The sequence below is a fragment of the Granulosicoccus sp. 3-233 genome (genome assembly GCF_052681095.1).
The window spans coordinates 212894-239687 of sequence record NZ_JBQYLE010000005.1 but is presented as its reverse complement, the minus strand read 5'-3'; the positions used below and the strand labels follow the sequence as shown (position 1 = coordinate 239687).

21 protein-coding genes are annotated in these 26794 nt (G+C 57.7%); 14 read left to right on the top strand and 7 right to left on the bottom strand.

Features of this window, described 5'->3' with window-relative positions; genetic code table 11:
* The first annotated feature begins 16 nt into the window (after positions 1-16).
* The 3 genes from ACUNV4_RS15180 to ACUNV4_RS15170 all read left to right on the top strand — a co-directional run bounded on the left by ACUNV4_RS15180 (position 17) and on the right by ACUNV4_RS15170 (position 3888).
* A complete protein-coding gene (locus ACUNV4_RS15180) occupies positions 17-1636 on the top strand; it encodes a GMC family oxidoreductase (protein ID WP_430879426.1) in 1620 nt (539 codons plus the stop codon).
* A 170-nt stretch (positions 1637-1806) separates the two neighbouring features.
* Positions 1807-2976 (top strand): mandelate racemase/muconate lactonizing enzyme family protein, encoded by a 1170-nt coding sequence (locus ACUNV4_RS15175; RefSeq protein ID WP_430879425.1) that lies wholly within the window; start codon positions 1807-1809, stop codon positions 2974-2976.
* Between the two features lie 114 nt (positions 2977-3090).
* Positions 3091-3888 carry an SDR family NAD(P)-dependent oxidoreductase gene (locus ACUNV4_RS15170; protein WP_430879424.1) on the top strand — a complete coding sequence of 266 codons (798 nt, stop codon included), beginning with the start codon at positions 3091-3093 and terminating at the stop codon, positions 3886-3888.
* 34 nt (positions 3889-3922) lie between these two features.
* Here ACUNV4_RS15170 and rnk read toward each other — a convergent pair whose 3' ends face one another.
* Positions 3923-4333, bottom strand: coding sequence for a nucleoside diphosphate kinase regulator (gene rnk / locus ACUNV4_RS15165; protein ID WP_430879423.1), 411 nt, complete (start codon positions 4331-4333; stop codon positions 3923-3925).
* Positions 4334-4763: 430 nt separating this feature from the next.
* Between rnk and ACUNV4_RS15160 the strand changes: the two genes are divergently transcribed.
* The 3 genes from ACUNV4_RS15160 (at position 4764) to ACUNV4_RS15150 (ending at position 8551) form a co-directional block, all read left to right on the top strand.
* A complete protein-coding gene (locus ACUNV4_RS15160; protein WP_430879422.1) occupies positions 4764-6635 on the top strand; it encodes a dihydroxy-acid dehydratase domain-containing protein in 1872 nt (623 codons plus the stop codon).
* Between the two features lie 284 nt (positions 6636-6919).
* Positions 6920-7882 (top strand): 2-hydroxyacid dehydrogenase, encoded by a 963-nt coding sequence (locus tag ACUNV4_RS15155; protein ID WP_430879421.1) that lies wholly within the window; start codon positions 6920-6922, stop codon positions 7880-7882.
* Between the two features lie 159 nt (positions 7883-8041).
* On the top strand, positions 8042-8551 hold the full coding sequence (locus tag ACUNV4_RS15150) for a BLUF domain-containing protein (protein WP_430879420.1): 510 nt from the start codon (positions 8042-8044) through the stop codon (positions 8549-8551).
* A gap of 14 nt (positions 8552-8565) precedes the next feature.
* Here ACUNV4_RS15150 and ACUNV4_RS15145 read toward each other — a convergent pair whose 3' ends face one another.
* From ACUNV4_RS15145 to ACUNV4_RS15125, 5 genes are all read right to left on the bottom strand, one after another.
* Positions 8566-10101: a polyamine aminopropyltransferase gene (locus ACUNV4_RS15145; RefSeq protein WP_430879419.1), complete on the bottom strand. Its 1536-nt coding sequence runs from the start codon at positions 10099-10101 to the stop codon at positions 8566-8568.
* Between the two features lie 193 nt (positions 10102-10294).
* Complete coding sequence (locus tag ACUNV4_RS15140) at positions 10295-10867, bottom strand: hypothetical protein (RefSeq protein WP_430879418.1); 573 nt, start codon at positions 10865-10867, stop codon at positions 10295-10297.
* Positions 10860-11729 carry a GNAT family N-acetyltransferase gene (locus tag ACUNV4_RS15135; RefSeq protein ID WP_430879417.1) on the bottom strand — a complete coding sequence of 290 codons (870 nt, stop codon included), beginning with the start codon at positions 11727-11729 and terminating at the stop codon, positions 10860-10862. Before ACUNV4_RS15135 ends, ACUNV4_RS15140 begins: the two co-directional genes overlap by 8 nt.
* On the bottom strand, positions 11726-12130 hold the full coding sequence (gene speD, locus ACUNV4_RS15130) for an adenosylmethionine decarboxylase (RefSeq protein WP_430879416.1): 405 nt from the start codon (positions 12128-12130) through the stop codon (positions 11726-11728). Before speD ends, ACUNV4_RS15135 begins: the two co-directional genes overlap by 4 nt.
* Before the next feature lie 260 nt (positions 12131-12390).
* A complete protein-coding gene (locus ACUNV4_RS15125) occupies positions 12391-13581 on the bottom strand; it encodes an AGE family epimerase/isomerase (RefSeq protein WP_430879415.1) in 1191 nt (396 codons plus the stop codon).
* Between the two features lie 269 nt (positions 13582-13850).
* Here ACUNV4_RS15125 and ACUNV4_RS15120 point away from each other — a divergent pair, with 269 nt between their 5' ends.
* The 8 genes from ACUNV4_RS15120 to ACUNV4_RS15085 all read left to right on the top strand — a co-directional run bounded on the left by ACUNV4_RS15120 (position 13851) and on the right by ACUNV4_RS15085 (position 25579).
* A complete protein-coding gene (locus tag ACUNV4_RS15120; protein ID WP_430879414.1) occupies positions 13851-14654 on the top strand; it encodes a helix-turn-helix domain-containing protein in 804 nt (267 codons plus the stop codon).
* A gap of 34 nt (positions 14655-14688) precedes the next feature.
* Entirely contained in the window at positions 14689-15948 is a 1260-nt protein-coding gene (locus tag ACUNV4_RS15115) for an ABC transporter substrate-binding protein (protein ID WP_430879413.1), read from the top strand.
* A 133-nt stretch (positions 15949-16081) separates the two neighbouring features.
* Positions 16082-16972: a carbohydrate ABC transporter permease gene (locus ACUNV4_RS15110; protein ID WP_430879412.1), complete on the top strand. Its 891-nt coding sequence runs from the start codon at positions 16082-16084 to the stop codon at positions 16970-16972.
* A gap of 3 nt (positions 16973-16975) precedes the next feature.
* Positions 16976-17800: a carbohydrate ABC transporter permease gene (locus tag ACUNV4_RS15105; protein WP_430879411.1), complete on the top strand. Its 825-nt coding sequence runs from the start codon at positions 16976-16978 to the stop codon at positions 17798-17800.
* Between the two features lie 11 nt (positions 17801-17811).
* Complete coding sequence (locus ACUNV4_RS15100) at positions 17812-18900, top strand: ABC transporter ATP-binding protein (RefSeq protein WP_430879410.1); 1089 nt, start codon at positions 17812-17814, stop codon at positions 18898-18900.
* Complete coding sequence (locus ACUNV4_RS15095; RefSeq protein ID WP_430879409.1) at positions 18897-20420, top strand: sulfatase family protein; 1524 nt, start codon at positions 18897-18899, stop codon at positions 20418-20420. The genes ACUNV4_RS15100 and ACUNV4_RS15095 overlap by 4 nt, the downstream gene beginning before the upstream one ends.
* Before the next feature lie 315 nt (positions 20421-20735).
* Positions 20736-22172 carry an aldehyde dehydrogenase family protein gene (locus ACUNV4_RS15090; protein ID WP_430879408.1) on the top strand — a complete coding sequence of 479 codons (1437 nt, stop codon included), beginning with the start codon at positions 20736-20738 and terminating at the stop codon, positions 22170-22172.
* A 68-nt stretch (positions 22173-22240) separates the two neighbouring features.
* Complete coding sequence (locus ACUNV4_RS15085; protein WP_430879407.1) at positions 22241-25579, top strand: DEAD/DEAH box helicase; 3339 nt, start codon at positions 22241-22243, stop codon at positions 25577-25579.
* Between the two features lie 28 nt (positions 25580-25607).
* Here ACUNV4_RS15085 and ACUNV4_RS15080 read toward each other — a convergent pair whose 3' ends face one another.
* Positions 25608-26735 (bottom strand): hypothetical protein, encoded by a 1128-nt coding sequence (locus ACUNV4_RS15080; protein ID WP_430879406.1) that lies wholly within the window; start codon positions 26733-26735, stop codon positions 25608-25610.
* Positions 26736-26794: the final 59 nt, after the last annotated feature.

The window sequence follows — 26794 nt, the reverse complement described above, 5'->3', positions numbered from 1 at the left end:
CACGAGGTATTCGATCATGTCCAAAGAACCGGTTGACGTTCTGATCATTGGTGCCGGCGCGTCGGGCGCCGCCATTGCCTGGTCGCTGCTCGAGACACGCATGCAGATTGTCTGTCTTGAACAGGGTGGGCGCGTTCATGACAAGGATTTCCCCAGTCGTCGCGAGGATTACGAGCTGGCCCGCTATGCAGAGTTCTCCTGTGACCCCAATGTGCGGGGCTTGCCGGAGGATTACCCGATCAACGTGGCTGACAGTTGCATAGCGCCGGTCAACTTCAATGGGGTCGGCGGTTCGACGATCAATTTTCTCGGTCACTGGCCGCGCATGAAACCATCCGATTTCAAGGCTTTCACGCTGGATGGTGTGGCTTCCGACTGGCCCATCGACTATGCAACGCTGGAGCCGTTCTATGCGATGAATGATCGCAATACGGGGGTGTCGGGTCTTGCTGGCAATCCTGCCTATCCACCCTACGACCCCCCGCATCCGCCTATCCCGATCGGCAAACTCGGTCAGACTCTGGCACACGGGTTCAATGAGTTGGGCTGGCACTGGTGGCCTTCGGATGTGGCCATTCTGAGTAAGGATGTCGACGGACGACAGAAATGCGTGAACGCCGGAACCTGCGACCTTGGTTGCGCTGCCGGGGCCAAGGGTGGCAGTAACTTCACCTACTGGCCAGTTCTGGAGCAGGCCGGAGTAGAGCTCAGAACCCGGAGCCGAGTCCGTGAGATTCTGGTGGATGAGCATAGTGGGCTGGCGACCGGCGTGCTGTATCACGATGCCGACGGTCAGCTGCAGCGACAGGATGCCGAATTGGTGATAGTGGCCTGCAATGGCATCGGCACACCGCGGCTGTTGCTCAATTCCACCTCGCGATTGTTCCCGGATGGGTTGGCCAATCGTTCCGGCATGGTGGGCAGGAATCTGATGTTCCACCCCCTGAAGGGTGTCTCCGGTGTATTCGATGAGCCGATGGAGGGGCACAAGGGTCCCATGGCCTGTTCGATACTCAGCCAGGAATTCTACGAGACCGATCCGTCGCGTGACTTCGTGCGTGGTTACGGCTTGCATTCCGGACGCTCGACCACTCCGATGACCTTCGCCCTTGGAGGTTATGGCATCGATCGACCCATACCCTGGGGGCAAGCGCATCGCCAGGTCATGGATGATATCTATCCCTATCTCGCCAGCCTGACCATCGTGACTGAGGACCTGCCCGAGGAACACAACTGCGTGACTCTGGATTCCGAATTGACCGACAGCGATGGTATTCCGGCTCCGAAGATACATTACCGGCTCAGTGACAATACCCGCCGTATGCTCGCGCATGGCGAGGCAAGGGCCACGGAGGTACTCTGGGCGGCAGGAGCCAGAGAGGTGTTGGCGAAGCCCGATGGTGAGGTCTGGTGGCGAGCTGGTTGGCACCAGATGGGTACTTGTCGCATGGGAGACGATCCCGAGTCATCGGTCGTCAACGGCTGGGGGCGCAGTCATGATGTCCGGAATCTGTTCATCGTCGATGGTTCCACATTCGTCACGGCCGGTGCCGTCAATCCGACCTCGACCATTCAGGCCCTGGCGTTGTATATCGGCGACAGCATCAAGCGCAATATGGCAACTCTGTTCGACTGAGAAGCCGGCGCGCATCATTCGAAATCGTTGCCTGTGAACGGCATCGAATACGGCACCGATCTGCCATACGGTGGATACGGATAATCAGGTATGGGTCACGACTGTTGTTTTCGTGCCATGGGGGGGGATCCTGCCAGGCGCATCGGGTGTGACCGGAACAGGAGCGTTGCATGAAGATTACCGCCATCAAGAGTCATGTATTGCAGTACGATATGCCCGAGGAGCTGGGGTATTCGCAGCAGTATTACGCGAAGCGTTCGGCTCATCTGGTTGAGGTACAGACCAGCGAGGGCATTACCGGTTGGGGTGAGTGTTTCGGTCCCGGCAATGTGGCCCTGGCCAATAAATGTATCGTCGAGAAAGTGATTCAACCCCTGGTGCTGGACGATGACCCTCTGGACCGGGATGTGATCTGGCACAAGGTGTACAACCTGCTGCGCGACCATGGGCAGAAGGGCATGCCGATGCAGGCCTTGTCCGGTGTCGATATTGCCTTGTGGGATATCGCCGGCAAGCTGGCCGGCCTGCCGATACACAAGCTGATTGGCGGCGCTCATCGAAGCAGCGTTCAGGCATATGGTTACGGCATGATGCTCAAGCGAGAGAGCGTCGATGAACATGTCGCGCGATTCACCGATGAAGCCGCGCGCATTCGTGAGCAGGGCTTCGTCGCCACCAAGATGAAAACCGGGTTGGGTGCACGTGATGATGTGCGTCTGTGCGAGGCGGTTCGACAGGGGGTCGGGGAAGACTTCCGCTTCATGGTGGATGCCAATCATTGTTACACGACGTCGGATGCCTTCTACGTCGGACGTGCTCTGGAAGAATTGGATGCCTACTGGTTCGAGGAACCGGTTGCTCCCGAGGATCATGATGGCTACCGAGAACTGCGAGCGGGTCTGAAAGTCAACATTTCCGGTGGAGAAGCCGAATTCGGTCGCTGGGGCTGGCGAGCCATTCTGGAGAACCGCGGCCTGGATATCGCGCAGCCGGAAGTCTGTGCGCTCGGAGGTATCAGTGAGTATCTGAAGATCATGGCGCTGTGTCATGCGCACTTCACACCTGTCATCAACCATGTCTGGGGATCAGCCATCGCCGTGGCGACCAATCTGCAATTGCTGGCAGCCATGCCCCCGATGCCCGGTGGTTTGCATCCCTGGGAACCCATGCTGGAATTCGATACCACGGACAACCGTTTTCGTGATGAGCTGTTGGTCGAGTCACTCGACATACAGGAGCAGGTCAGGCGCCAGGATGGTCATGTCAGCATTCCCGATGGTCCCGGTCTGGGCGTGGAGCCGGATGCCGACTTCATTCGGCACTACGAGATCGATCTCTGATCTTGCAGCTGACTTGCGCAACCGTTATGTTGAGCCACTGAATCTGCCGGTTGCCTGTCTTCAGCTTCTCGTTGCAGACCTTATCCACCAACACGCAAGGGGAGCGCTGCAATCATGAGCGAGCAGTTCAGCAAGATGGGAAATGATCTGTCTTCGGATTTCGACGGCAAGGTCGTTGTCGTCACCGGTGCGGCCATGGGAATCGGACGCGCCTGTGCCGAAGGCTTTGTCGAGCGTGGTGGTTCGGTGATCGTTGCAGACCTGGATGCGGAAGCCGGCGCTGCGACGGCCCGGGAACTGGGCGAGCATGCCCTGTTCATTCATACCGACATTGCGGACATGCAGTCTGTCACGAACATGGCCGAGCAATGCGTGGCACGGTTCGGCGGTATCGATGTGCTGGTCAACAATGCCGGTCAGGCCATCAAGGGCGTGGTGGACGAGATGAGCGAGGAGCAGTTCGAGCGCACCATCAATATCAATCTGATGGGCTTCTGGCGAATGATGCGAGTCTGCATTCCGGAAATGAGAAAGCGCGGCGGTGGTGCCATCGTCAACATGTCATCGGTACAAGGTGCACTCGGCTTCGACGGCTACGCAGCCTATGCGCCGGCCAAGGGTGGGATAAATGCCTTGACGTGGCAATCAGCCGTGGAAATGGCGCCCCACGGCATTCGCATCAATGCCGTGGCGCCAGGTACCATCATGACGCCGCTGAACGAGAAGCTGTTCGCCTCGATGGATGACCCCAGCGAGCTGATCGAGAGCTGGAACAAGGCGCATCCGCTGGGCCGGTTCGGCTACCCTCCCGAAGTGGCCGAAGCGGTATTGTTTCTGGCCAGTGAGCGCGCCAGTTTCATAACCGGCGATGTGCTGCGGGTGGACGGCGGCTTGTCGGTACGCGGGGCCTGAATCCGTCTGATCGATTCCGTGGCAACCCGCCGGATCAGCGGTGAAATTCGCCGGCTCGTTCCGGTTGCCAGATGATTTCCTTGATTTTCACGGTCATCTTGCCACCACCGGGTTTCGGCCAGTCGATCTGCTCGCCAACCGACAGACCCAGCAGGGCGCTACCGACCGGTGCCAGAATCGACACCTTGTCGGCACTACCGTCGGAGTCTCTGGGGTAGACCAGTGTCAGATTGAATTCCTCGCCAGATTCCATGGCAAATCGCACCGTGCTGTTCATTGACACCACATCGGGCGGCACATCCCGGGGTTCCACCACCTCGGCGCGGTCAAGTTCTTCCTGCAAGCCTGCGTGCTGCTGGCGTTCCTCACGCGGCAGGGAGCCGAGCAGGCTCTCGAGACGGTCCACATCCAGTGATGAGAGGACGATGCCGGTTTTTACAGTCATTGGTTTCTCCAGAATCTTGTTTTTCTCAGCCGTGAATCGGACGTGAGGGCATACCTGCCGCGTGTCAAGCATGACGGTCGGCGAACGGTGGAAAAGGGGGTTGTCAGCGTCGGTTTTTCGGCTGCCCGCGTCAGGTACGGCAGCGGTGCTGCAATCGGCGCAGGCGCAAAGGTGACGTGTTCAGCCTGACATTTTTGTGAAGTATAACGCTCTGTGTGCGTTCCTGCCGTGGATCATCTTGTCTGGCTGCGACAGTTCAGCCTTGTGCCGTGGAGCAATCTGACCCGGAATTGACGCTGTATCAGCTGTCCCCGAAACACTCTCACCAGATAATTGTCAGTCCGGGTTGACCTAAAGCATCTAATTCGTCATCGTTTGCCGGCTGATTCAGGCAAAATTGAATAAATTCTAGGGAATAAGGGAAAGATCGATGTCTAACAAGTCGAAAGCAGTGGTATTCGACAACAACCCCGGCCGCAACGCGCAGACCTACGGGGTCGCTCGTCTGCTGAATACCGATCCGGAGCTGATTCACGAACCGTCGGTTGGCGTGATGGGTACCAAGGGCGACAGCCAGTGTTACGTGGGAGTGCAGCGCAAGGTCGAAGCCATCCACGAGCGACTGCGCCAGGCGCTGGGCCGTGAAGAGGGCAAGATGCACATGCGTCTGGTGCAGCCGGAGTACACGGTGGCCACATCCGACGGCATGCGCAACGGCACCCGCGAGATGCGCTATTCCCTGATCGGACGCGAAGTCACTCACGACACCGTGTGTGAACACCTGTCTGCCAGCGGACTGGAAGGCACGATTGCGGTTGTTGCCTGTGACAAGCCACCGGTGGGTACACTGGCTGGTCTGCTCGAGCACAATCGGCCTGCCATCATCATGTCGGATGGCCCGATCCGCCCGGGCCGCGATTCGGTCACCGAGCAGCCCATCGACATCGTCTCGGCTTTCCAGGTAGCCGGCGATACGGATGCCGATTTCAAGAAGCGCATTGCCAAGGAAGCCTGCCCGGGTTACGGCAGCTGTGGTGGCATGTTCACCTACAACACCATGCAGACCTTCATCGGTGTGGTCGGCATGCAGCCTTTGCACATGGTGGCGCCACCGTCTGACGACCCGCGCCGCCTGAACGATTTCCCCGAAGAGCTGGTTGGCTACTTGAAAGGCATGATCGAGCGCGGTGACACGCCTCGCGACATTGTCACGCGCGATGCCATTCGCAATGCTGTCATCGTTTCCATGGCGGTCGGTGGTTCCACCAATGTTCTGCTGCACGCTCCCGAGATTGCCCGTGCCGCCGGCTTCAAGAGCTTTGCCGAGGACATCATGTCACCGGAGGAATTCAACCATCTGTCGAAGAACGTGGTGCCGGTACTCACCGATGCCCGCCCGTATGGCAAGTATTCCATGGTCGATATCGACGAGAAGGGCGGTGTGCAGGTCATCGTCAAGGCCTTGATGGATGCCGGTCTGCTCAACGGCGACACACTGACCTGCACCGGTGAAACTCTGGCCGAGCAGGTCGCTCGACTCAACACGCCCGAGCCTGATGGCGTCGTGGTCTATCCCGTTGAAAAGCCTTACAAGCCGACTGGCGGCTTGCGTGTTCTCGGTGGCAACCTGTCACCCGAATTCAGTGCTGTGCTGAAACTGGCGGGTGTCGAAGGCGGTCTGGAAAACAATCGGTTCACGGGTCGTGCGCGTATCTTCAACGGCGAGCAGGACCTGCTGAATGCTCTGGAATCAGCCCCTGACAGTTTTCAGAACCACGATATGGTCATCGTGCGTTACGAAGGCCCCAGTGGTGCTCCGGGCATGCCCGAGATGCTCGATTCCACGTCACGCATCACCACTCTGTGCCGCGAGCGCGACATCGTGGTCGGACTGATGACCGATGCGCGTTTCTCAGGCGGTTCTGTCGGCCTGGTTATCGGACATGTGGGTCCGGAAGCGGCTCTGGGTGGCCCGATTGCCTTTGTCGAAGATGGCGATGAAATCATCGTTGATCTGGACACCAATGAGCTCAACTGCCCGGCGCTGGATGACCCCGCCATTCTGGCGGCACGCAAGGCGGCCTGGGAGAAAGTGGTGGCCGACAACGGCGGCATGCACCCCTTGTGTGGCGAGGTGGATACCCGCCTGCTGAACCGCATGCGACTGTCTGCCGTATCCGCTGTCTATGGTGCCGGCATGCACCCGGATCGTGTGCTGTGGGTGCCACAGCCACGTGAAGCTCAACGAACCGGTTTCGTACCGCACAACAAATACCGCGAAGGGTCGAAGCGGGAGTTCTGATTCGGTTCCAACGACTGTCAGTCAGCAAACCCCGTCGTGGCCAGCGTGCTCCGGCGGGGTTTTTTCGTTCTGGCTGATCCTGTCCAGCCTGTTTTGCCGATGTTGTTTCCGGGTGATTGAATGCTGATTGTGAGGGGTTTTGTCACGACCTTGAGTCAGCACTGGAGCTGTTTTGCCTTCAGCAGGTACAATCTGAAATCACCGCTTGCGCACACATCGCACTGCGCAACAGACTTGCCATTGATAATGAGACCCGAAGTCTCGATAACAGGAATACTGCCGAAATGCCCAAGCCCACCGTACTCGCACCTGCAGCTCTGCCTGCGCTCATCACCGAACAGCTTTCCGATCGCTATGAACTGATCGAGCTCGCCGAAGCCGACGATGCGGCTGGCGTTCTCGCTGAATGTGCCGAGCGGGTAAGGGCGATCGTCACGCAAGGGGCGGTCGTTGACCGCGCCTATATGGAGGCTCTGCCCAATCTGCAGATTGTCGCGAATTTCGGTGTCGGATATGACAAGGTCGACGCGGCTGCCGCTGCCGAGCTGGGTGTGATCGTGACGAATACGCCGGATGTACTGAACGAGGAAGTGGCTGATACCACCCTTGGATTGTTGCTGATGACGATCCGCCAGTTGCCACAGGCAGACCAGCATGTCAGAACCGGGGCCTGGGTCAACGATGCCTTTCCGTTGACACCGTCGTCGCTGCAGGGGCGCAAGGTGGGCATCATAGGCATGGGCCGGATCGGCGAAGCCATTGCACGTCGACTCGAGGCATTCGGCGTGGTGCCGGTCTATCACACGCGCACGCAACGCTCTCACCTTGACTACACCTACTACGACAATCTGCTGGCCATGGCGTCGGACGTTGATACCCTCATCGTGATCGTACCCGGTGGGCCGGCGACGCAGAACCTGATCAATCGTGAGGTTCTGGAAGCGCTGGGAGAAAACGGCATTCTGGTGAACGTGGCCCGCGGGTCGGTGGTCGACGAGCCGGCGCTGATCAAGGCCTTGCAGGACAAGGTCATTCTATCGGCGGGTCTGGATGTGTTTGCTGACGAACCCAATGTGCCGCAGGCACTGATCGATATGGAGCACGTCGTTCTGCTGCCACATGTCGGTTCTGCCAGCGTGCCATGTCGCAATGCCATGGGTCAGCTGGTTGTGGACAACATCGTCTCGTGGTTCCAGACGGGGGCGCCTGTGACGCCAGTTGCGGAAACTCCCGTCACCGTTCTCTGAACCGACGCATGACTGGCCAGGAGCGCATGAAGTGCTCCTGCAGGCACGTGATGTATTTCCCGGTTACTACCTGAACGACTGCCTGTTTCAAGGCAATTGAACGACATTCAATAACAGTCGCTGCCGATATCCTGTCCAGTGCAACACAGGAGAGGATTTGTGGAGATTGACACCATTGAGTCGGTAGGTGGCGTGAATGATGGATCGGATGCGGTCGAGGAAGTGGAAACCGTATATCAGATTCTCTATATCAGTGCGGCGACGCATGACTTCACCGAAGAGGAGTTGCAGGAACTGCTGACATTGGCCAGGACGAAGAATGAAGAGCGGGGTGTCTCAGGCATGCTGCTCTTTCATGAAGGTTCCTTCATCCAGGCGCTTGAGGGGAAGCAGGAACATGTCGAGGAGATCTACGGCAAGATCGGTCAGGATTCGCGCCATACGGAAACGCAGATACTGTTCAAGGGTGACATCGATCACCGTGATTTCGATGGTTGGTCGATGGGCTTCTATCGGTCGAACCAGAGCAGCGCCAGGAATCTGGAAGGATTTCACCAGTTTCTGCAGCGCGGCTTTCGCAACAAGGACGAAGAGACCAACAGTAGTCGAGCCCGCAAGGCGCTGCTGTCATTCCGGGAAGGCAATTGGCGGCAACACGTCGACGTCTGAATCCCCTGCCTGAACTATGACTGCAGATCCTGCAGATAGAGCTGGTAAAGCCGGGGCTCCATGATGGAGTTGACCGGCACATCCAGCGGCTGGATGTCCTTGCCGAAGACGCGGGCAGCCTGCATGACCTCCTCGGTCATGAATCGTGTTGGCACCTGAAACCGCAGCGAATCGGGTATGGCACCGCCGGCACTGCCCATGTTGAACCCCCACAGGCCGAATGAGGGAATACTGACCTGATAGCCGGTGGTGTCGTGAAAGATGCTGTCCAGCGTATGGTGAATGCTCCAGAAGGTTCTTCGGGTAAAGAACGGCGATGAGCTTTGCGTCACCACCAGCGCCTCGGTTGCCATGCGTTTGCGGATCATGGTGTAGAACTCACGCGAATACAGCTTGTTGATCGCCTCATTGTGCGGGTCGGGCATGTCGATGATGACACGATCGTAGAGCACACCCGCCTGATTGATGAAGCTGAAGGCGTCCTCGTTGTGGATCGTGACGCGCGGGTCGTCGAGGCTGTGCTCGTTCATCTCGGCCAGCATGGGCAGGGTGCGACTGATGCGCGTCATCTCCGGGTCGATATCGACCAGGTCGATCTGCTGCACATCGTCGTATTTCAGCAACTCGCGAATGGCCAGACCATCGCCGCCACCGAGCACCAGAACACGTGCACGACTGCCCGGAGCACTCATGACGGGATGTACCAGAGACTCGTGATAGCGGTATTCATCGCGCGATGAAAACTGGATATGCCCGTCGATGAACAGGCGGGTATCCTGATGGGATGCCGATTCGGTCACGACGATGCGCTGGTACTGTGTCTGCTTCTGGTAGATTATCTGGTCGAAATACAGGTGCTTTTCGGCGAAACTGCTGAGCTGGCTGCCGAACAGGGTGAATGCAACCAGCAGAATCAGTACGGCAAGGCTCAGGAAGGTCATCAGTCGCACTGATTTCAATTGCCGGCGAAAGAACCAGATATTGATCAGAGCCGTGAATATGCTGATCAGGCCGATGGCGAAGGACGAGCGAATCAGACCCAGATGCGGCAGCAGGAACAGAGGGAAGGCGACAGCACCGATCAGTGCGCCAATGTAATCCAGCGACATGACATTGGCAATGGAATCACGAATGCCCTGCTTGTGCGTCAGGATGCCGGTGAGTATCGGGATCTCCATGCCGACCAGCGCACCGATGATGAAGATCAGGCTGAACATGGTGGTTTCGTACAGCGCACGGGCGAACGGAAACGCCAGCAGCAGCAGCAGGCTGCAGACGCCGCCGACCAGTGATATGGCGATCTCTATCGCTATGAAATTCGCGAGAAGATCCTCACTGAGCATCTTGGACAGGTAGGAGCCGACGCCCATCGCGAACATGAAGAAGCCGATGGTGAGGGAAAACTGGTAGACACTGTTACCCAGCAGATAGCTGGAGACCGTACTGATGATCAGCTGATAGGCAATGCCGCACAGGGCGACGATCAGAATCGACAGGAGCAGTACGGAGGTCTGGCGGGCACTGAAGCCGGCGTATTCGGGTTGGGTCACGTTGAGTTTGAAACGATGAGGGAATGATGAGCGAGGCCTGCGCCAGGCGAGTCGTATTTCGGCGCCGCAGGAGGCGCGTCGTCGCCCTCGTCATCGCTCCATCGGTAATCCGGTGTGGGGGAGAACCACAAGGGAAGGTGCCGGGCAGAGTCTTCCGACACGCTTGGCCTGGCACCTTCCTGCAGACGATCGATTACTTGCCGACTGAATGGCTGCCAGACCCGGCACGCGAGCGAGCGCTCGGCGCTGGACCAGCCTTGCGTGAGGCCGGGTTGACGCCGGCACTGCGCTGTCGACTCAGCATGTTGCCCAGCATCATGCCCATGAACAGCCCACCCATCGAAAAGCCACCCCCTTCCTGCACCACGCCTTCCGAAGATGCCAGCAGTCGATTGTTTTCCGTGTCCACTTCCACCTTGAACAGCTCATTCTCGCCACCGTCGTAAACGCTGTCACTGTCGGCGTCATTGAAGCCCAGCAGGGATCCATCTTCCTGTGGGACAACCCCGATGTAGCCGTCATACAGTGGCGGTTGGGCATCGTTCAGGTCGTAGCCGAGCAGGACCGAGAACTCATCCATCGCATTCTCTTCGTTTACATCACTGGCACGGGCGTCGAAGCTGTTCATGGTTTCGCCAGCGATACTCATGACGCGATCGAGATCGACGCGTGGCTCGGCTGTGGATTGCACGCCGCAACCAGCCAGCACCATGGAGGAAAAAAGAGCAATGGCGGTCAATTTGCCGCCGATAGCTGATCTAGTCATGTCCGAGTAGCAATTCCTGAGGGAAGTTGTAGGTGTAGTGTTGTTCGTGAATACCGTCTTCGAAATAGTCATCGAGTACTCCTGAGTTTCGGAAACCGGCGGCGAACAGCCGTTGATCGATATCCTTGTAGTCTGACGGAAAAGACAGGAAGACGGCGCGTCCGTGGCGTTTTTTCACCTCCTGCAAGCCGAGTTCCACATCTTCGACGGAAAAGAGTTTCTTGCCGTCATCGCTCCAGCCAAAACTGAAAGCGCCGTCAGTCTCGGCAATCTCGAATACGGCATTGAATTGTACAGGCCGTGCCTGCAGCAATGGCGACGTTCCGAGGTTTGAAAAGGTGGCGTCACCGAAATCGGCGTCCTTGAAGCCGGCATCGCCTTCTTTCAGGCGCAGGCCCAGCACGATCATGGCCTCGCCAGCGTCATAGTAGTCCTTGTGCGTCAGCTCGATGGCAAAGCCCATGCTCTGATAGAGGTGCAGGGCGGCAGCGTAGGTCTCCACTCGTTCACCCGATTCATCGATCTCGGCATAATCACTGACCTTGACGAAGACCTTGCGACCGCCCATATCCTTGAGGTGTTGCAGCATGTCATCAAGCATGCGCCGGCCGTGCCCCTGGTTGACATGATCGTCGTGGATGTAGGTCCAGGACAGCCAATGGGTCTGATCGCAGGCAGGCGGTGTCCGAAAACCACTTACCCCGATGATCTGGCCGTCGATTTCCAGCACAAAGTAGTCGTCGATACCATCGCTGCCGGTGAAACCGGCTCGTGCGTCCTCGGCGTCGTCTTCATCGTGGCTGTCTATCAGGTTCACCACGGCATCGATATCGGCCGTTCGCATGGCTCTGAGCAACTTCATGAGGCAGTCCTCTGGTTGCCGGTAGACGAGTCTGACGCGGGATTGGCCGCAGCCCCGCGTTGATGCGTGCTGAGCTGAATGGTGTCGGTGCAGAAGGCCCGGGCGAAGACGGGTACGGTCTCGTGCGGATGTGTCTCGCCACACATGAAGACATCCAGGGCGGCATAATCCCGTTCGGGCCAGGTGTGGATACTGATATGGGATTCAGCGAGTACCGCCACCCCCGACACACCGCCATTGGGGGTGAAGTGATGCAGATGGATATGCAGCAGGGTAGCGCCACTGACGGCAACAGCTTCACGCAGGGTGGCTTCGATGTGGGCAATATCGTCCAGACGGCTCGCCTGCCAGCAATCGATCAACAGATGGGTGCCGGCAAAGTCGGCTTCGCCAGCTGCCACATCTGCAGTCGCACTTGCAGTCGCACTCGTTCTGTTCAGGTCAACATGTCTTGGCCAGTCTGTGCTGCTGTCATTGCTCATATCGGAATCGATTGACTCATCTGTGTCGAGTAGGTGGGTGCCCATGTCTTGTACGATTGAACGTCAACTCGGGATTGCCTGAACCGGGTCCGGGAATGGTGGAAGTTTGCGGCTGCATGCCTGCAGACCGCAGTTCCCCATGGTAGCTGAAAAGCGTTGATGTCGTGAAGATACAGTCATCATTCGAGAGGTTGCGACAGTACATCCCAGCAGGCCCCCATGGTGTGATAATCGGTTTTTCCCAGCGGGGATTTCCGGTCATCGATGGCGGAGCCATCCCGGTTGCGCACGCGGAACCAGGCACCGTATCGGTGATCCACCAGATGTTCCCAGCTCCACTGCCAGATTCGGCGGTAGTCGTCGAGAAATCGCTGTTCTCCGGTCAGCCTGTAGAGCCGCCAGGCTGCGGCAAACGCTTCGGACTGCACCCAGAAGTATTTCTCGGCCGCACAGAAGTCGCCATCGGGGGCTACGCCATAGACCAGGCCACCGTGCTGTGTATCCCATCCCGAGCTCATGGCTCCGTCGTACAGATCGCGTGCCCTGGGTAGCCACTTCTCATCGGGTCGTTCGCCGTCCAGAATCAGCAACAGCTTGCTCCATTCCACCTGATGACCGGGCTGAAATCCCCAGGGCTTGTATCGGTCGTTCGGCTTGTCGATGTTGTACTGCATGTCGACCTGCCAGTTCTGGTCGTAGTGCTCCCAGATCTGACCACCTGACTGACTGGCCAGATCCAGGGCAAAACGTTCGGCCAGTCGTTCGGCGCGGTCGAGAAACGAGCTGTCCGCCGTTGCCTGCCAGGCTGCCAGCAAGGCTTCACACATGTGCATATTGGCGTTCTGACCACGGTAGTCGTCAAGTTGTTCCAGGCTTGCATTACGCTCGTCCGCATAGGCACAGGCCGTGTCATCCCAGAAATACCGTTCCATGAATGCATGCACCTCGTAGAGCGTCTGCCTGGCGCTCTCGACACCGGCGCGCAGGCAGGAGGCCGCAGCCAGCAGGACAAAGGCGTGTCCATAGGCCATGACACGATCGTCGACAACCTCGTCCTTCTCCAGCAGCCAGGCATAGCGGCCGTTTTCCTGCCGATGTACCTGGGTCAGGTAGTCCAGTCCGCGCTCAGCCCACTGCCGATGGTTGGTCTTGCCATACAGTCGATACGCGGTTGCGTAGTTCACCACGTAGCGGGCAGAACCCACCAGTTGCCGGCTATGCGGATCGAAACAGTCACCGTTGTCCAGAAAGCAGGAGCGCAGACCGGCTTCCGGGCCGATGACTCGGGGTTCGTAGAAATCCAGGATTGAGCGGATGTGCTGCTGCAGGAAATCCGGACTTTCGAAAGCAGGCGAATCTGGTATCGACATATCGGTAGGTGGGGATGCTTGGCTGAACGATGGGAATGGCTGCCAGCGTTGTCAATGCCGGTAGTGCGGGTATCGGCAGGCAGGGTGAGGGACAACACGAATCCAGGGGGACTTTTCACTGTGTTGATGCGCCCGATGCTACCAGAGCCATTGGTCACCGGTAAGCCGGTCATGCGCAAGACGGTTTGCCGGCCTGCGCCGGCCTGCAGTTGACAGGGATCGGTAATTCTTTATAATGGGAATCAGTATTCTCAAATATGGGAAAACCGGTGTCCAAGAACTTTGTCAGAATCCTCAGGCTGGCTGAATCCCTGTCCGATGCTCCCAGCAACGGATTCAGCAAATCCGAAATCGTCGAGCGAGTGGGCTTGCCTTCTTCCACGGTCTATCGACTGCTGAGCGAGATGGAACAGACCGGCTATGTGTACGCCACGCCGGAAGGCCGACTGCTGCCGAATTTCTCGTTTGAGAGGCGCATCGGCATCGGCAATATCTCGCCCATTCAATTGCGCCAGGCCTGTGCATCCATTTCAGCCAGTCTGGAATCGGCTTCGGAAATCATCCTGTTGCGCGGTCACAGCCTGCTTTGGCATGTCACCGATGAACACCCGCTGCAGCCGATCAAATTGCGTGCGCATCCCGGTTATGTGCGATCCACCTACGAACTGGATTCCATCTCGCGTCTGGCCCTGGCCTATTGCCGAATCGAGGACATCGAGAGTAGCTGGGATCTGTCCAGCTTTCACGAGGTGGGTGTGCAGGGCAAACGTCTGGACTGGGGCGAAGCCCGGCAACGCATCCTCGACACGGATCGACAGGCCATGCAGTTCGACATGCTCGGCAATGCCAAGGGCATACGACGTTTTTCCATCGCGATAGCGTCACCGGGGGGCGAGCTGGTCTCGCTGCTGACGGTGGCGGAAGCAGCAATTCCCGTGCGAGATGAGAAAGAGCATATCGCCCGAATACGGGAGACGCTGGAAAGTACCCGCAAGGAGCTGGAGTTGGTCAGTGCCAACAGCCAGCCACATGCGGGTTTGCAGTCTGTCTCCTCACCAAAGAAGACTGGCTAGTCTCGTTCACCCATTGGAGGAACTCATGAGGTTCTTGAAGAAAAGTTCTATCGCTCTTGCCACCGCGACGACCCTGCTGCTGAGTGGAGTCTCCGTTGCCGATGATCTGGTGCTGTCCATCGGCTCTCGTGGTTATGGAGCTGCGGTCGGTCCGGCCATCGAGAGTTTCGAGGCGGACAACCCCGACATCAAGGTCGAATGGTTGAAGATCTCCGACGTGCCCAGCGAATCGAGAAAGCTCTATGTCACCAGTCTGATGGCGCGCAGTTCGACCCCTGACGTTTTCGCGGTGGATGTCATCTGGCCCGGAGAGTTTGCCCAGCGCGGCTGGATCGCACCGATCGGAGACGCCTTCTCGGAAGAGGAACTGGCGAATTTCAATGCCTCGTTTCGGGAAGCCGCCACCGTCGATGGCCAGCTCTATGGTGTACCACTGTATGTCGATGGCACGCAGTTCTTCTATCGCAGTGACTTGCTGGAAAAGTACGATCTCGATGTTCCGTCAACCTGGGAAGAGGTCATCAGTGCCTCCAGAACCATTCTGGATGGCGAGAACAATCCGGACCTGACAGGCTTTGTCTCCATGTGGGCCAAGATCGAAGGACTGTTCATGAACTGGCTGTCATTCACCTATGGCAATGGGGCGACATTTTTCGATGAAAACGGCAATGTCAACGTGAATTCGCCGGAAGCCATCGCGGCCACACAGACCATGGTGGATATGCTTTACAAGCATCAGATCGTGCCCGAGTCCATACTCAACATGCGCCCTGACGATGCGCGTACCCTGTTTCAGCAGGGCAGAGCGGTGTTCATGATGGTTCAGGATTTCGTCTATGCACCGCTCAGTGCTGACGACAGCCCGGTGAAGGGCAAGTTCGATTTCACCCGAAACCCCTATTTCGAAGGGCATGAAGATGCGCCGGCTACCGCCATGGGTGGTTTCCTGCTGGCGGTAAATGCCAATACCGAGAACCGGGATGCCGCGATCAAGCTGCTCAAGCACATGACGAGCTATGAGATGCAACTCTCAGCTGCGGTCAATGCCTCCAAGAGCCCCGGGCTGATGAACGTCTATGACGATGCAGCCATGCAGGATGATGAAGTGCTGCAGAAGTTCGGCAAGGCCTACGCGGCGGGTGTTGTTCGACCCTCTGCCGGTACCGGCAGCCTCTACCCCAAGGTCTCCGATGTCATGCAGGTAGCCATCACCAGTGCCCTGCATCAGTCGAAAACCGTTGAAGAAGCCCTGAACGATGCACAGGCCAGCCTCGAGAAGCTGTTGGCGAAGTGAACCCTGAACCCTCTGTCCGGGCGTGTCTTGCGCCCGGCAGTGGGTCTGTGACAAGTGCCTTGCGGAACGGACCTCCGCTCCGCCTCAAACCCGTTCGCCTTCATTGGCGGACCCTTACCCGGGACCTGTTGCCTTGAACGCATTCAATACCCTGGAACGACGAACCCAGTTCGTCGGCATTGGCTTCGTGACGCCGACATTCCTGATCATCGCTCTGATACTGGTCTATCCGGTTGTGCAATCGATCGTGCTGAGTGTCGGTCAATCGAGTGTCGACGGATTCGAACCCTATCGATTTGTCGGACTGGAGCATTACGTGACGCTGATGCAGGAAGATCGCTTCTGGCGTTCTCTGTCGGTGACCCTGATATTCACGGCAATCTCGATTCCCCTTGAGTTGATTCTGGGAGTAGGGCTTGCCTTGTTGATGAACGAGTCCTTTCACGGAAAAGGCCTGGCTCGACTGGCCGTACTGTTCCCCTGGGCGTTACCGACAGCCCTGAATGCGCTGATCTGGCGCTGGATGTACAACGCCGATTATGGCCTGTTCAATGCCATCGGTCTGGAGTCCGGCATTGTCAGCGAGCCGGTCAACTGGCTGGGAGACGAGACGCTGGCAATGGCGTCCATGGTGATCGTTTCGGTCTGGAAAACCAGTTCATTCATGGCCCTGATCATACTCGCTGGTCTGCAATCGATTCCCCGCGACCTGTATGAAGCCGGGCGCATGGACGGCATGAGTCGCTGGCAGGAGTTTCGCGAAATCACCTTGCCACTGTTGAAGGGCTCCATCATGGTGGCCTTGATCATTCGCTCCATGGATGCGCTCAGGACGTTCGAACTGCCCTTCAGTCTGACCGATGGCGGTCCGGACTCCGCTACCGAAACCCTGTCCCTGTATGCCTACAAGGTGATTTTCGAATTTGTCGAGTTCAATGCCGGCTCAGCCATCGTGGTCGTGCAGTTCGCTGTCATCTTCTCGCTGAGCCTTCTCTATATCTTCACGCTGCGGAGCAAGGACTGAATCATGAGCAATCGTCCACGCATCATTCTGTATTCACTGGTCGGCCTGTCGGTGGTGATCTCGTTTTTCCCGATTGTCTGGCTGATACTGACGTCGCTGAAGAATACCGCTGGCATCTATTCCTGGCCGGTTCAGTACTGGCCCGATCCGCTGACCTTTCAGAACTACTGGTCCATTTTCACCGAAACGCCGGAGTTGCTGCGTTATGTGCTCAACAGCTTCATCGTCGGTGTCGGCTGTACCGTACTGACCTTGTCGGTGGGTGGACTGGCAGGCTACGCCTTGTCGCGCCTGCGCATGCGCTTTGCCGGGGTGCTGATGGTCATCATCCTGTCGGTGTCGATGTTTCCACCCATTGCCTTGTTGCCGGCGTTGTTTCAGACCTTTCTGAATCTGGGTCTGCTGAACAGCTTTACCGGGCTGATCCTTGCCCATACCGGACTGTTCCTGCCCTATACCGTCTGGATGCTGGCCAGCTACTTCCGCACTTTGCCGGTGGAGATCGAAGAGGCGGCAAGGCTGGATGGCATGGGGTTTCTGCGCATCTTCTTTTCCATCATCCTGCCACTGTCCTGGCCCGGCTTCGTGGCTACGGGGTTGATCGTGTTCATCTTCTCCTGGAACGAGTTTCCGCTGTCGCTGGTGTTGATGACGCAGGACGCCATGCGAACCGCGCCTGTCGGCATTTCGCTGTATCCCGGTGAATTCGCGTTTCCCTGGGAAACCATTTCGACCGCCACGGTCATCGCAATCATTCCGGTTCTCGTCATCACCGCGATTTTCCAGAAACAGATCCTGGGCGGCCTCACGGCCGGCTCGGGCAAGTAGGAGTTCAGCTAATGGCAAATGTTTCACTTCAGCAGATCGGCAAATCCTATGGCGGCAGTGTGGCGGTCGAGGCCTTCAATCTGGAAATCCGGGACGGCGAGTTTCTGGTATTGCTTGGACCTTCGGGCTGCGGCAAGTCCACCACTCTGAGAATGATTGCCGGCCTGGAGAGCATCACCAGCGGTGAGCTTCTCATCGGCAATACCAGGATGAACAATGTCGATCCGAAAAATCGCGGTGTGGCGATGGTTTTCCAGAACTATGCCCTGTACCCGCACAAGACGGTTTCCGAAAACATGGGCATGGCCCTGAAGCTGCAGAAGATGCCCCGGGCGCAGATCGAGGAGCGTATTGCCGGTGTCGCCGACATGCTGGGTCTGACCGACTATCTGGATCGCAAGCCGGGTTCACTCTCCGGTGGGCAACGTCAGAGGGTGGCGATCGGTCGCGCCATCGTGCGAACTCCCGAGGTCTTTCTGTTCGATGAGCCTCTGTCGAATCTGGATGCCAAGCTGCGTGTCAAGATGCGCATGGAGCTGCAGGAGCTTCACGATCGCCTGGGTGTGACGTCGGTCTATGTCACGCATGATCAGGTGGAAGCCATGACGCTGGCAGATCGCATCGTCATCATGGAGGGTGGTGTCATTGCCCAGGTGGGTACACCACGAGAAGTCTATGACAAGCCTGCCACCGAATTCGTTGCCGGCTTCATCGGCAGTCCGGCAATGAATTTCATGACGATGCAAGCGGGCACTGATGGCAGCTGGCGTTCGACCGACTCGGAACTGGAACTACCCGGACTGCCGGGTTTCGATACGAAGGGGGCTGACACCGTACGGGTAGGCATCCGCCCCGAGCACCTGACGATTCTGGAGGCCTCGGCTACGGGTGATGACCCCTGGGTGCTGCCGGGCAAGGTCATGCTGGCGGAGCTGCTGGGAGCCGATGCCTTGCTGACCCTGTCGGTGTGCGGAGAGATCATGACCGCGCGCGTCAATGGTGTCGACTATCCCGAACAAGGTCAGCAGTTGGCCGTCCGGTTGAACCCCGAACAATTACATGCGTTTGATCGCGAGAGCAAAAAGGCACTGCAGGTATGAGCAAGCAACCCAATATCGTTTTCATCATGGCCGATGATCACGCCTCCAAGGCGATCAGCTGTTATGGCGCGGGTATCAATCAGACGCCCAATCTGGATCGTCTGGCGAACGAAGGCATGCGCTTCGACCATTGTTATGTCAGCAACTCCATCTGCACCCCGAGTCGGGCGGCGATACTCACGGGCACCTACAATCATGTCAATTGCGTGTCGACGCTGGATACCCATATCGACAATCGCCTGCCCAATGTGGCCAAGCATCTGCGCACCGGTGGATACCAGACGGCCATCATCGGCAAATGGCATCTGGGCGAAGGTCGACAGCATGAACCCACTGGCTTCGATTTCTGGTCGGTATTGCCGGGGCAGGGCGAGTACTTCGACCCCCTCATGATCGAAATGGGGGAAGAGATCGAGGTGCCCGGTTATGCCACGGATGTCATCACCGACAAGAGCCTGAACTGGCTGGAGCAACGGGATGAGTCGAAACCCTTCTTTCTGATGTGCCACCACAAGGCACCGCACCGAGAATGGGAGCCGCATCCGAAGAATCGGGGCCTGTATCAGGATGATATCGAGATTCCGCCAACCTTCGATGATGATTACAGCCATCGGGCGAAGGCGGCCGCGGAGGCGAAGATGCGTATAAAGGACGACATGAAATATGCTGACCTGGGGCTGGTGCAACCCGAAGGTGGCTCCGAGGTGGGAGAGCGCACCATGCGCAGCAGTACCAATCGCAAGATACCCAATCCCGAGGATGTCTCGGGTTTGCGGTTGATCGACAAGGATACCGGTGAAGTGTTCACCTTCGAGTCGCAGCAGGAACTCAGCCATTTCAAGTATCAGCGCTACCTGAAACGCTATCTGCGTACCATCGAGTCGATCGATGAAAGCGTTGGCCGGGTACTGGATTATCTGGAAGAGAACAATCTGGCTGACAATACCATTGTCATCTACACCTCTGACCAGGGCTTCTTTCTCGGCGAACATGGCTGGTACGACAAGCGATTCATGTACGAAGAATCCTTCCAGATGCCATTTCTCATTCGTTACCCGGACAAGATCAAGGCCGGTGAAGTGTGTGAGAACATCATCTGCAACGTGGATTTTGCCCCGACTTTTCTCGACATGGCAGGTCTGACCATACCCAGCTACATGCAGGGCAAGAGCATCCAGCCTCTGCTCGAAAGTGAAACTCCGCAGGACTGGTCCGAGCTGGCCTACCATCGCTACTGGATGCATCGCGATCCGGATCACAACGCCTATTCGCATTACGGCGTCCGAGACCAGCGTTACAAGCTGGTCTACTGGTACAACGAAGGGTATGAGCTGCCTGGTACCAACCATGGCGGGGAAGACCGCGAGTGGGAACTGTTCGATTGCGAGAAAGATCCGCTGGAACTGTTCAACGTCTACAACGATCCTGCCTACGCCGAAGTCGTGCAGGACATGACACGCAAGCTGGAGAGGAAGATGGCGGAAATCGGTGATGAGCCGGAGCACCCACGCGCTGCCTGAGGGTCGACGCTGCGCCGATTCGCTGTCCTGCGATCGGCTCAGCGTCGATTCGCCAGTGTCTGCCAGGCAGTGCTGCCGGAGCTCGAAGTGTGCATGGACCGATGATGGGCGACGCGGTATCCGGCATGGGGCAGCGTAAAACAATGTCAAGTGTGAACTTGATGCGGCTGCATGAAGGGTCGGATCGACTCTGCTGTTGGACCCTGCCCATCATTGTTCGTTAGAATCGGTCCGCGCGATGCGCCCTGGTTGCGCTGATGATCGCAGCAGAGCCTTTCGGCATCGCCTTTTTCCCATTGGCTGGACTCCAGAAGCATGAATACGCGTAAATTTTACATTGATGGCCAGTGGGTCGATCCCATCCTCGGCCAGCCGCTGGATGTCATCAATCCGTCCACCGAAGAGGTGTATGCCACGATCAGTCTGGGTAGTGAGGCCGATGTCGAAGCCGCTGTCACCGCGGCCAGGCGGGCCTTTGTTGACTGGTCGGTGACGGACAAGACCGAGCGCCTGGCCCTGATGAGACGCATCCTGACGATCTATCAGTCGCGCAGCGATGAAATGGGCGAGATCATCAGTCGGGAGATGGGTGCCCCCATCGATATGGCCGAAGCGTCACAATCGGGATCGGGCTCTTACCATATCAAGGCCTTTATCGATGCACTGGAAGAGTTCGAGTTCGAACGGATTTTGCGCCCGAATACACCTGAAGATCGCATCATTCACGAGCCCATTGGTGTCTGCGGACTGATCACTCCCTGGAACTGGCCAATGAATCAGATAGCACTGAAGGTCATGCCGGCTCTGGCCACCGGTTGTACCATGGTACTCAAACCCTCGGAACTCTCTCCTGTATCGGCCATGCTGTTTGCCGATATCCTGCACGAGGCCGGCGTGCCAGCCGGTGTGTTCAACCTGGTCAATGGTGATGGTGCCGGGGTGGGAACCATGATATCCGGCCATCCGGATATCGCCCTGATTTCCTTTACCGGTTCATCACGAGCGGGTATCGCCATTTCCAGAAATGCGGCCGACAGTCTGAAGCGCGTGTCGCTGGAACTGGGCGGCAAGGGAGCCAATATCGTGTTTGCCGATGCCCCCGAGGAGGCAGTTCAACAAGGCGTGGCTCGTTGTTTCAACAACACCGGGCAGTCCTGCAATGCCCCGACGCGCATGCTGGTCGAACGATCACGCTATGAAGAGGCTCTGGCGGAAGCCTGCGAACAGGCAGAGCGAACAGCGGTGGATCTGGCGGAAAAACGTGGCGGTCATATCGGTCCGCTGGTCAGTCAGACACAGTTCGACAAGGTTCAGGAAATGATCCAGCGCGGAATCAGCGAAGATGGTGCGCGTTTGCTGGCAGGTGGGCTCGGACGGCCAGACGGACTGCAGCGAGGCTACTACGTGCGGCCGACCGTGTTTGCCGATTGCCATAACAACATGAGCATCATGCGCGAGGAAATATTCGGACCGGTGTTGTCGATGATGCCATTCGATACCGAAGAGGAAGCCATCGCCATCGCCAACGACACGGCTTATGGGCTGACCAACTACATACAGACCCGCGACCCAGAAAAGGCCCGACGGGTTGCCAGACGCTTGCGTTCGGGCATGGTGGATATCAACGGCAAGGCACGCTCGGCCGGTGCGCCATTCGGCGGCTACAAGCAGTCAGGCAACGGCCGCGAAGGTGGCAAGTGGGGTCTGGAGGAGTTCCTGGAGGTCAAGGCCGTTGGCGGATGGATGGCCTGAGTCATTGATGACAGGAAGCCGCGAATCACAGTGGACCTGACAAGCCAGAGCAACACTTTCCCGTGTCGATGATCAAATCCATCATGCTGGAGCTGGGTATCACCGATATTCGTTCCCTGTTCACCAAGAGGACCTTCGTACGTGCGCAGGGAATACTGGCGAGAGATGATGTGCTGTTGGTGGAGTGGATCGACGATCTGGATACACTGATGGGCGTGGTCGAGGGCACTGCGCCCGAACCCTATGTAACGCGAATCAGTCGCGAAGGCAGGCGTCTCGTCTGTCGCTGCGACTGCCCGGTAGGCCGTGACTGCAAGCATGCAGCCGCCACTCTGCTGCAGACGCTGGCCAACGAAATCAGTGTTGCCGACCTTGCGCCAACCGCCGTAGTCGAGGCGCCGATCGATGTCTGGATGAAGCGGCTGAACGGATTCCAGACGCGGCAGGACAAGCAGCGACATGGCACTGGCGGTGGCAGCAATGAATGCATGTTGTACAGCCTCGAGCCCTTGTCGGATGTGGCAGGGTGCTGGCAAGGTGCCGAAGTCAAGGTCTATTCTTCCAGGCTTCTGCAGAACGGCAAACTGGGCAAGGGGCGTTTGTACCGGATCAGCAGCTACAGTCATTTTCACGGTTTCGGATCGCGGCCGGAAGACGATATGCTGATCGATCTGGTACGCACCATGGCCGTTCATTCCGGCAACAAGTCCAGTCTGGAAGTCTCACCACCCTATGTCCTGTCGGGACATCTGGGGGCCAGCGTGGTGCAGTTGCTGTTGAGGTCCGAACGCCTGTATCCGGGTGATCGTCGAGATGTGCCTCTGGAGCAGGGCGTTGCCCGGGAGTTGCAAAGCGAGTGGTTGCCGACAGACGATGAGTCATCGCTTCGTCTGCATCTGTTTCTGGACGATGTCGAGAACTGGTATCCGATATTCACCGATCCTCCGTATTACGTCGACATGGATCGCAACTCGGTGGGCAGCTTGCAGGTCGGAATCGATTCTCAGCTGTTGCCTTTCATGTTCGATATGCCGGCAGTGCCGCAGGATTCCGCGGTGAAACTGGCCAATGAAATGAGCGTCATGCTGCCCGATGGTGCCATGACGTTGCCTGCAGAGCCCTCGATACACCTGTTGCAGGAGCCGCTGGTGGCTGAAGTCGTGATTCGCTCTGTCAACCAATCGCCCAGTATCGATCATTGGGTGGTGGCCTGCGTGATGAGATACGGGGAACATCGGTTTGCTGTTGATCTGCGGCGTTCCGAGTTGCATGCCAGTGTGATTGATGAGGATGGCAACGAGGTTCTGGTCGAGCGAGACCACGAGGCAGAGTACCAGTATCACCAGCGGTTTCAGGAGATGCTGCCGGATTTCGAACCTTGTCTGGCGAGAGATCCATCCTTGTATCATGTGGCAGAGTACCAGCCTGTCAGGCGTGATCCGGATGGCAGGCTGGAAGCCTTCGAAAGACTGTTCAGTGTGAAGGAGCTCATTGAAAGCCGAGGGTTCACGCTCATCATCGAGCCGCCGGTGGGGGTCGATGTAAGACAGGTCAGACAACTTTCTGCCAGCCTCAAGGCCGATTCGACTGGTTGGTTCGAGGTGGGTTTGATGCTGGAGCACGATGGCGTGCGCTACGAACTCATGCCGCTGATCATCGACTGGTTGCAGCGAACGGGAGGGGATACACCCTTGCGCTTCCAGGCCGAGGATGGCAGCTGGCTGGAGGCCTCGGAGCAGATGCTGGCGCCCATTGTGGAAACGATGAGCGAGTTGCTGGATGAGCAACAGCCAGATACGAAATTGATCATCTCCCGTGCACGAGCCCTGAGCCTGGCACGACTGCGTGATGAACTTGAAGAGACGGGTGTCGATACGCACTGGCACGATAGCGAGCAGCTGCTGCAGTTGGCAGACACACTGCGCCAGTTTGCCAGTCAGGCCGAGTCGGCAATGACGTCCGCCCGGCAACCAGCAGGCATGCTGGGCGAGTTGCGGGAATACCAGTTGATCGGCATGGGCTGGTTGAACTTTCTGGCACAGGCCGGACTGAACGGTATCCTTGCCGATGACATGGGCCTGGGCAAGACCGCTCAAACCCTGGCCCACCTACAATCGCTGAAGAACCAGACGGCGAGAAAGCACCGCAAGAATCGCAATGGCCCGTTTCTGGTGGTTGCCCCAACCAGTCTGTTGAGCAATTGGGAACGCGAAGCCAGGCAATTCACGCCCGGCTTGTCGACACGTATCTGGCATGGCAGCGATCGCCATGACCGACCACTGGTGGACAACGCCGTGGATATCGTGATCACCAGCTATGCCCTGGCACTGCGCGATCATGAGCTGTTGAGTTCACACGGCTTCAGGACGCTGGTGCTGGATGAGGCGCAGACCATCAAGAACCCCAATGCCAAGATCACACAGGCACTGAAGACGATGCCGATTGCGCATCGTTTGTGTCTGACGGGTACCCCGCTGGAGAATCATCTGGGAGAGCTCTGGTCCCTGTTCGATTTTCTGATGCCCGGCATGCTGGATAGCCAGAAACGCTTCAGCCAGCATTTTCGCACGCCGATAGAACGGCAGGGCAATCAACGTCGCCAGGCCAGACTCAATGCCGTGGTGCAGCCATTCATGCTGCGCCGCCGCAAGGAACAGGTTGCCAGGGAACTTCCCGAGAAAACGGAAGTGGTTCGTACCATCGTGTTGGGCGACAAGCAGGCAAGACTCTACGAGAGCATTCGTCTGGCCATGCAGGCGCGCGTCAAGAAGTTGCTGGAGCAGCGCGGCCTGGCTCGCAGTCATATCGAGATGCTGGACGCGCTGCTCAAGCTGCGTCAGACCTGCTGTCATCCACAGCTGGTCAAGGTGCCTGCGGCACGCAAGGTCACCGAGTCGGCAAAGACCGAGTTCGTGCTCGAGATGATCGAGGAGCTGGTGGCCGAAGGGCGCAAGATTCTGTTGTTCTCGCAATTCACGGAGATGCTGGGCTTGCTGGAAGCCGAGTTGCGCAAGGCCGGAATTCCCCATGTGAAGTTGACCGGCAGGACACGCAAGCGGGATGTCGTCATTGATGCCTTTCAGGAGGGTGAAGTGCCCTTGTTCCTGATCAGCCTGAAAGCCGGTGGTACTGGTTTGAACCTGACGGCGGCAGATACGGTCATCCACTACGATCCGTGGTGGAACCCGGCGGTCGAACGACAGGCAACTGACCGCGCGCATCGGATAGGGCAGGACAAACCGGTCTTCGTCTACAAGCTGGTGGCCAGAGATACGCTGGAAGAGAAAATCGTGGCGATGCAGGAACGCAAGCAGGCACTGGCAGATGCCACGGTGGAAAAGCGTGATGGCGAGGCCTTCAGTGCGTTCTCGGCCGATGACATGCTGACCCTGTTCGAGGGTGATTGACGGTGTTGGTGGTTGTCGAGGTGGTAGCTCAGAGTACGAATTCAAAGTTTACCTCGTCGGTATCCACGCCATTGATGCGCAAGGCAATGGCATGAGTGCCGGCGTGGTAGCGACGGGTTGTCACGGGTCGAAACGTGTGAGTTCGCGAAAATGACAGGCTCTGTCCGGGGTTCAGGGTCACGGTACCGCCCTTGAACACCTTGGCGGAACGCTTGCCATTGGCCAGTCGATGAAACACCGAGTAGTCGATGATCAGTTTCTGGGGCGTGGCGGCAGTGGATATCAGCTCGGTGGATAGCTGCAGGGATTCACCGAGACTCAGCTGTTGTCTGGACAGGATCAGAGGACGGTGCTCGAGTCGAGGTGTTTCGTACCCGAACAGCGTCAGGATGTCCGGATGCCCTGCCTTGATCAAGGTGCGACAGCCATGACGTATCAAGGCGGTTCGGTTCCTGTCCGCCTGCTTCATCCAGCGTCTCGCCATCCTGATCGCCACCGCCGGATTATCTCGGGAAATATCATTGAGATGATTGGCGACCGACCGGCGAACATACTCGGACGGATCGTCTTTCAAGCCTTCCAGCAACACCAGGGTTGGCGTCGGGTCCTTGCACAATGCCTGAAGTTTCATGCCCCAGGGCAGGCGAGGTCGCGAGCCTTCGGACACCAGTCGACGCGCATGCTCGTTCGGGTCGTCGAGCCAGCCCTCCATGATCTGCAGAGCCCGTGCCTGATCGGCCAACAGGAAATGGCGTATGGCAAACTCCGATGTGCTGCGTAGGGTCATTTCACGCAACAGGTCCATGGATGCATCGAATTCATCCAGGCCGTGCTGACCCACGATCAGCGAGAGTGGCCAGATACCCCATCCGGCAATGCCCTGTTCATCGGACTCGCGAACCAGCGTTTCCGAGCGCGTGTCCGGGTGCAGCATGGCCCGCAGAATGTCATTGCGCTGACGGGTATCCACAGGAAGCACCTTGAACATCTCATCGGCAATCAGTTGTACGCGTGCCTTGAGTTCCAGCTTGCCGAGTTCCGGTAACACCGCATTGGCAAAGGATGGCGACGCAGATGAGGTCAGATGCCGGTCAAGATGCCTGGCAAGGCACGTGACCAGTTCTGGCGAAATCAGGTTCTTGAAGGCTTCAGGCATCGAGTGCTCCTGATCCGGGTTGCAGGAGAGGGGTGGTTGAGATCGAACAAATACTGTTC

Coding starts and splice junctions, on each gene's coding strand:
- ACUNV4_RS15180 (WP_430879426.1), top strand. CDS start 17: ATGTCCAAAGAACCGGTTGACGTTCTGATCATTGGTGCCGGCGCGTCG.
- ACUNV4_RS15175 (WP_430879425.1), top strand. CDS start 1,807: ATGAAGATTACCGCCATCAAGAGTCATGTATTGCAGTACGATATGCCC.
- ACUNV4_RS15170 (WP_430879424.1), top strand. CDS start 3,091: ATGAGCGAGCAGTTCAGCAAGATGGGAAATGATCTGTCTTCGGATTTC.
- rnk (WP_430879423.1), bottom strand. CDS start 4,333: ATGACTGTAAAAACCGGCATCGTCCTCTCATCACTGGATGTGGACCGT.
- ACUNV4_RS15160 (WP_430879422.1), top strand. CDS start 4,764: ATGTCTAACAAGTCGAAAGCAGTGGTATTCGACAACAACCCCGGCCGC.
- ACUNV4_RS15155 (WP_430879421.1), top strand. CDS start 6,920: ATGCCCAAGCCCACCGTACTCGCACCTGCAGCTCTGCCTGCGCTCATC.
- ACUNV4_RS15140 (WP_430879418.1), bottom strand. CDS start 10,867: ATGACTAGATCAGCTATCGGCGGCAAATTGACCGCCATTGCTCTTTTT.
- ACUNV4_RS15135 (WP_430879417.1), bottom strand. CDS start 11,729: ATGAAGTTGCTCAGAGCCATGCGAACGGCCGATATCGATGCCGTGGTG.
- ACUNV4_RS15125 (WP_430879415.1), bottom strand. CDS start 13,581: ATGTCGATACCAGATTCGCCTGCTTTCGAAAGTCCGGATTTCCTGCAG.
- ACUNV4_RS15105 (WP_430879411.1), top strand. CDS start 16,976: ATGAGCAATCGTCCACGCATCATTCTGTATTCACTGGTCGGCCTGTCG.
- ACUNV4_RS15100 (WP_430879410.1), top strand. CDS start 17,812: ATGGCAAATGTTTCACTTCAGCAGATCGGCAAATCCTATGGCGGCAGT.
- ACUNV4_RS15095 (WP_430879409.1), top strand. CDS start 18,897: ATGAGCAAGCAACCCAATATCGTTTTCATCATGGCCGATGATCACGCC.
- ACUNV4_RS15090 (WP_430879408.1), top strand. CDS start 20,736: ATGAATACGCGTAAATTTTACATTGATGGCCAGTGGGTCGATCCCATC.
- ACUNV4_RS15085 (WP_430879407.1), top strand. CDS start 22,241: ATGATCAAATCCATCATGCTGGAGCTGGGTATCACCGATATTCGTTCC.
- ACUNV4_RS15080 (WP_430879406.1), bottom strand. CDS start 26,735: ATGCCTGAAGCCTTCAAGAACCTGATTTCGCCAGAACTGGTCACGTGC.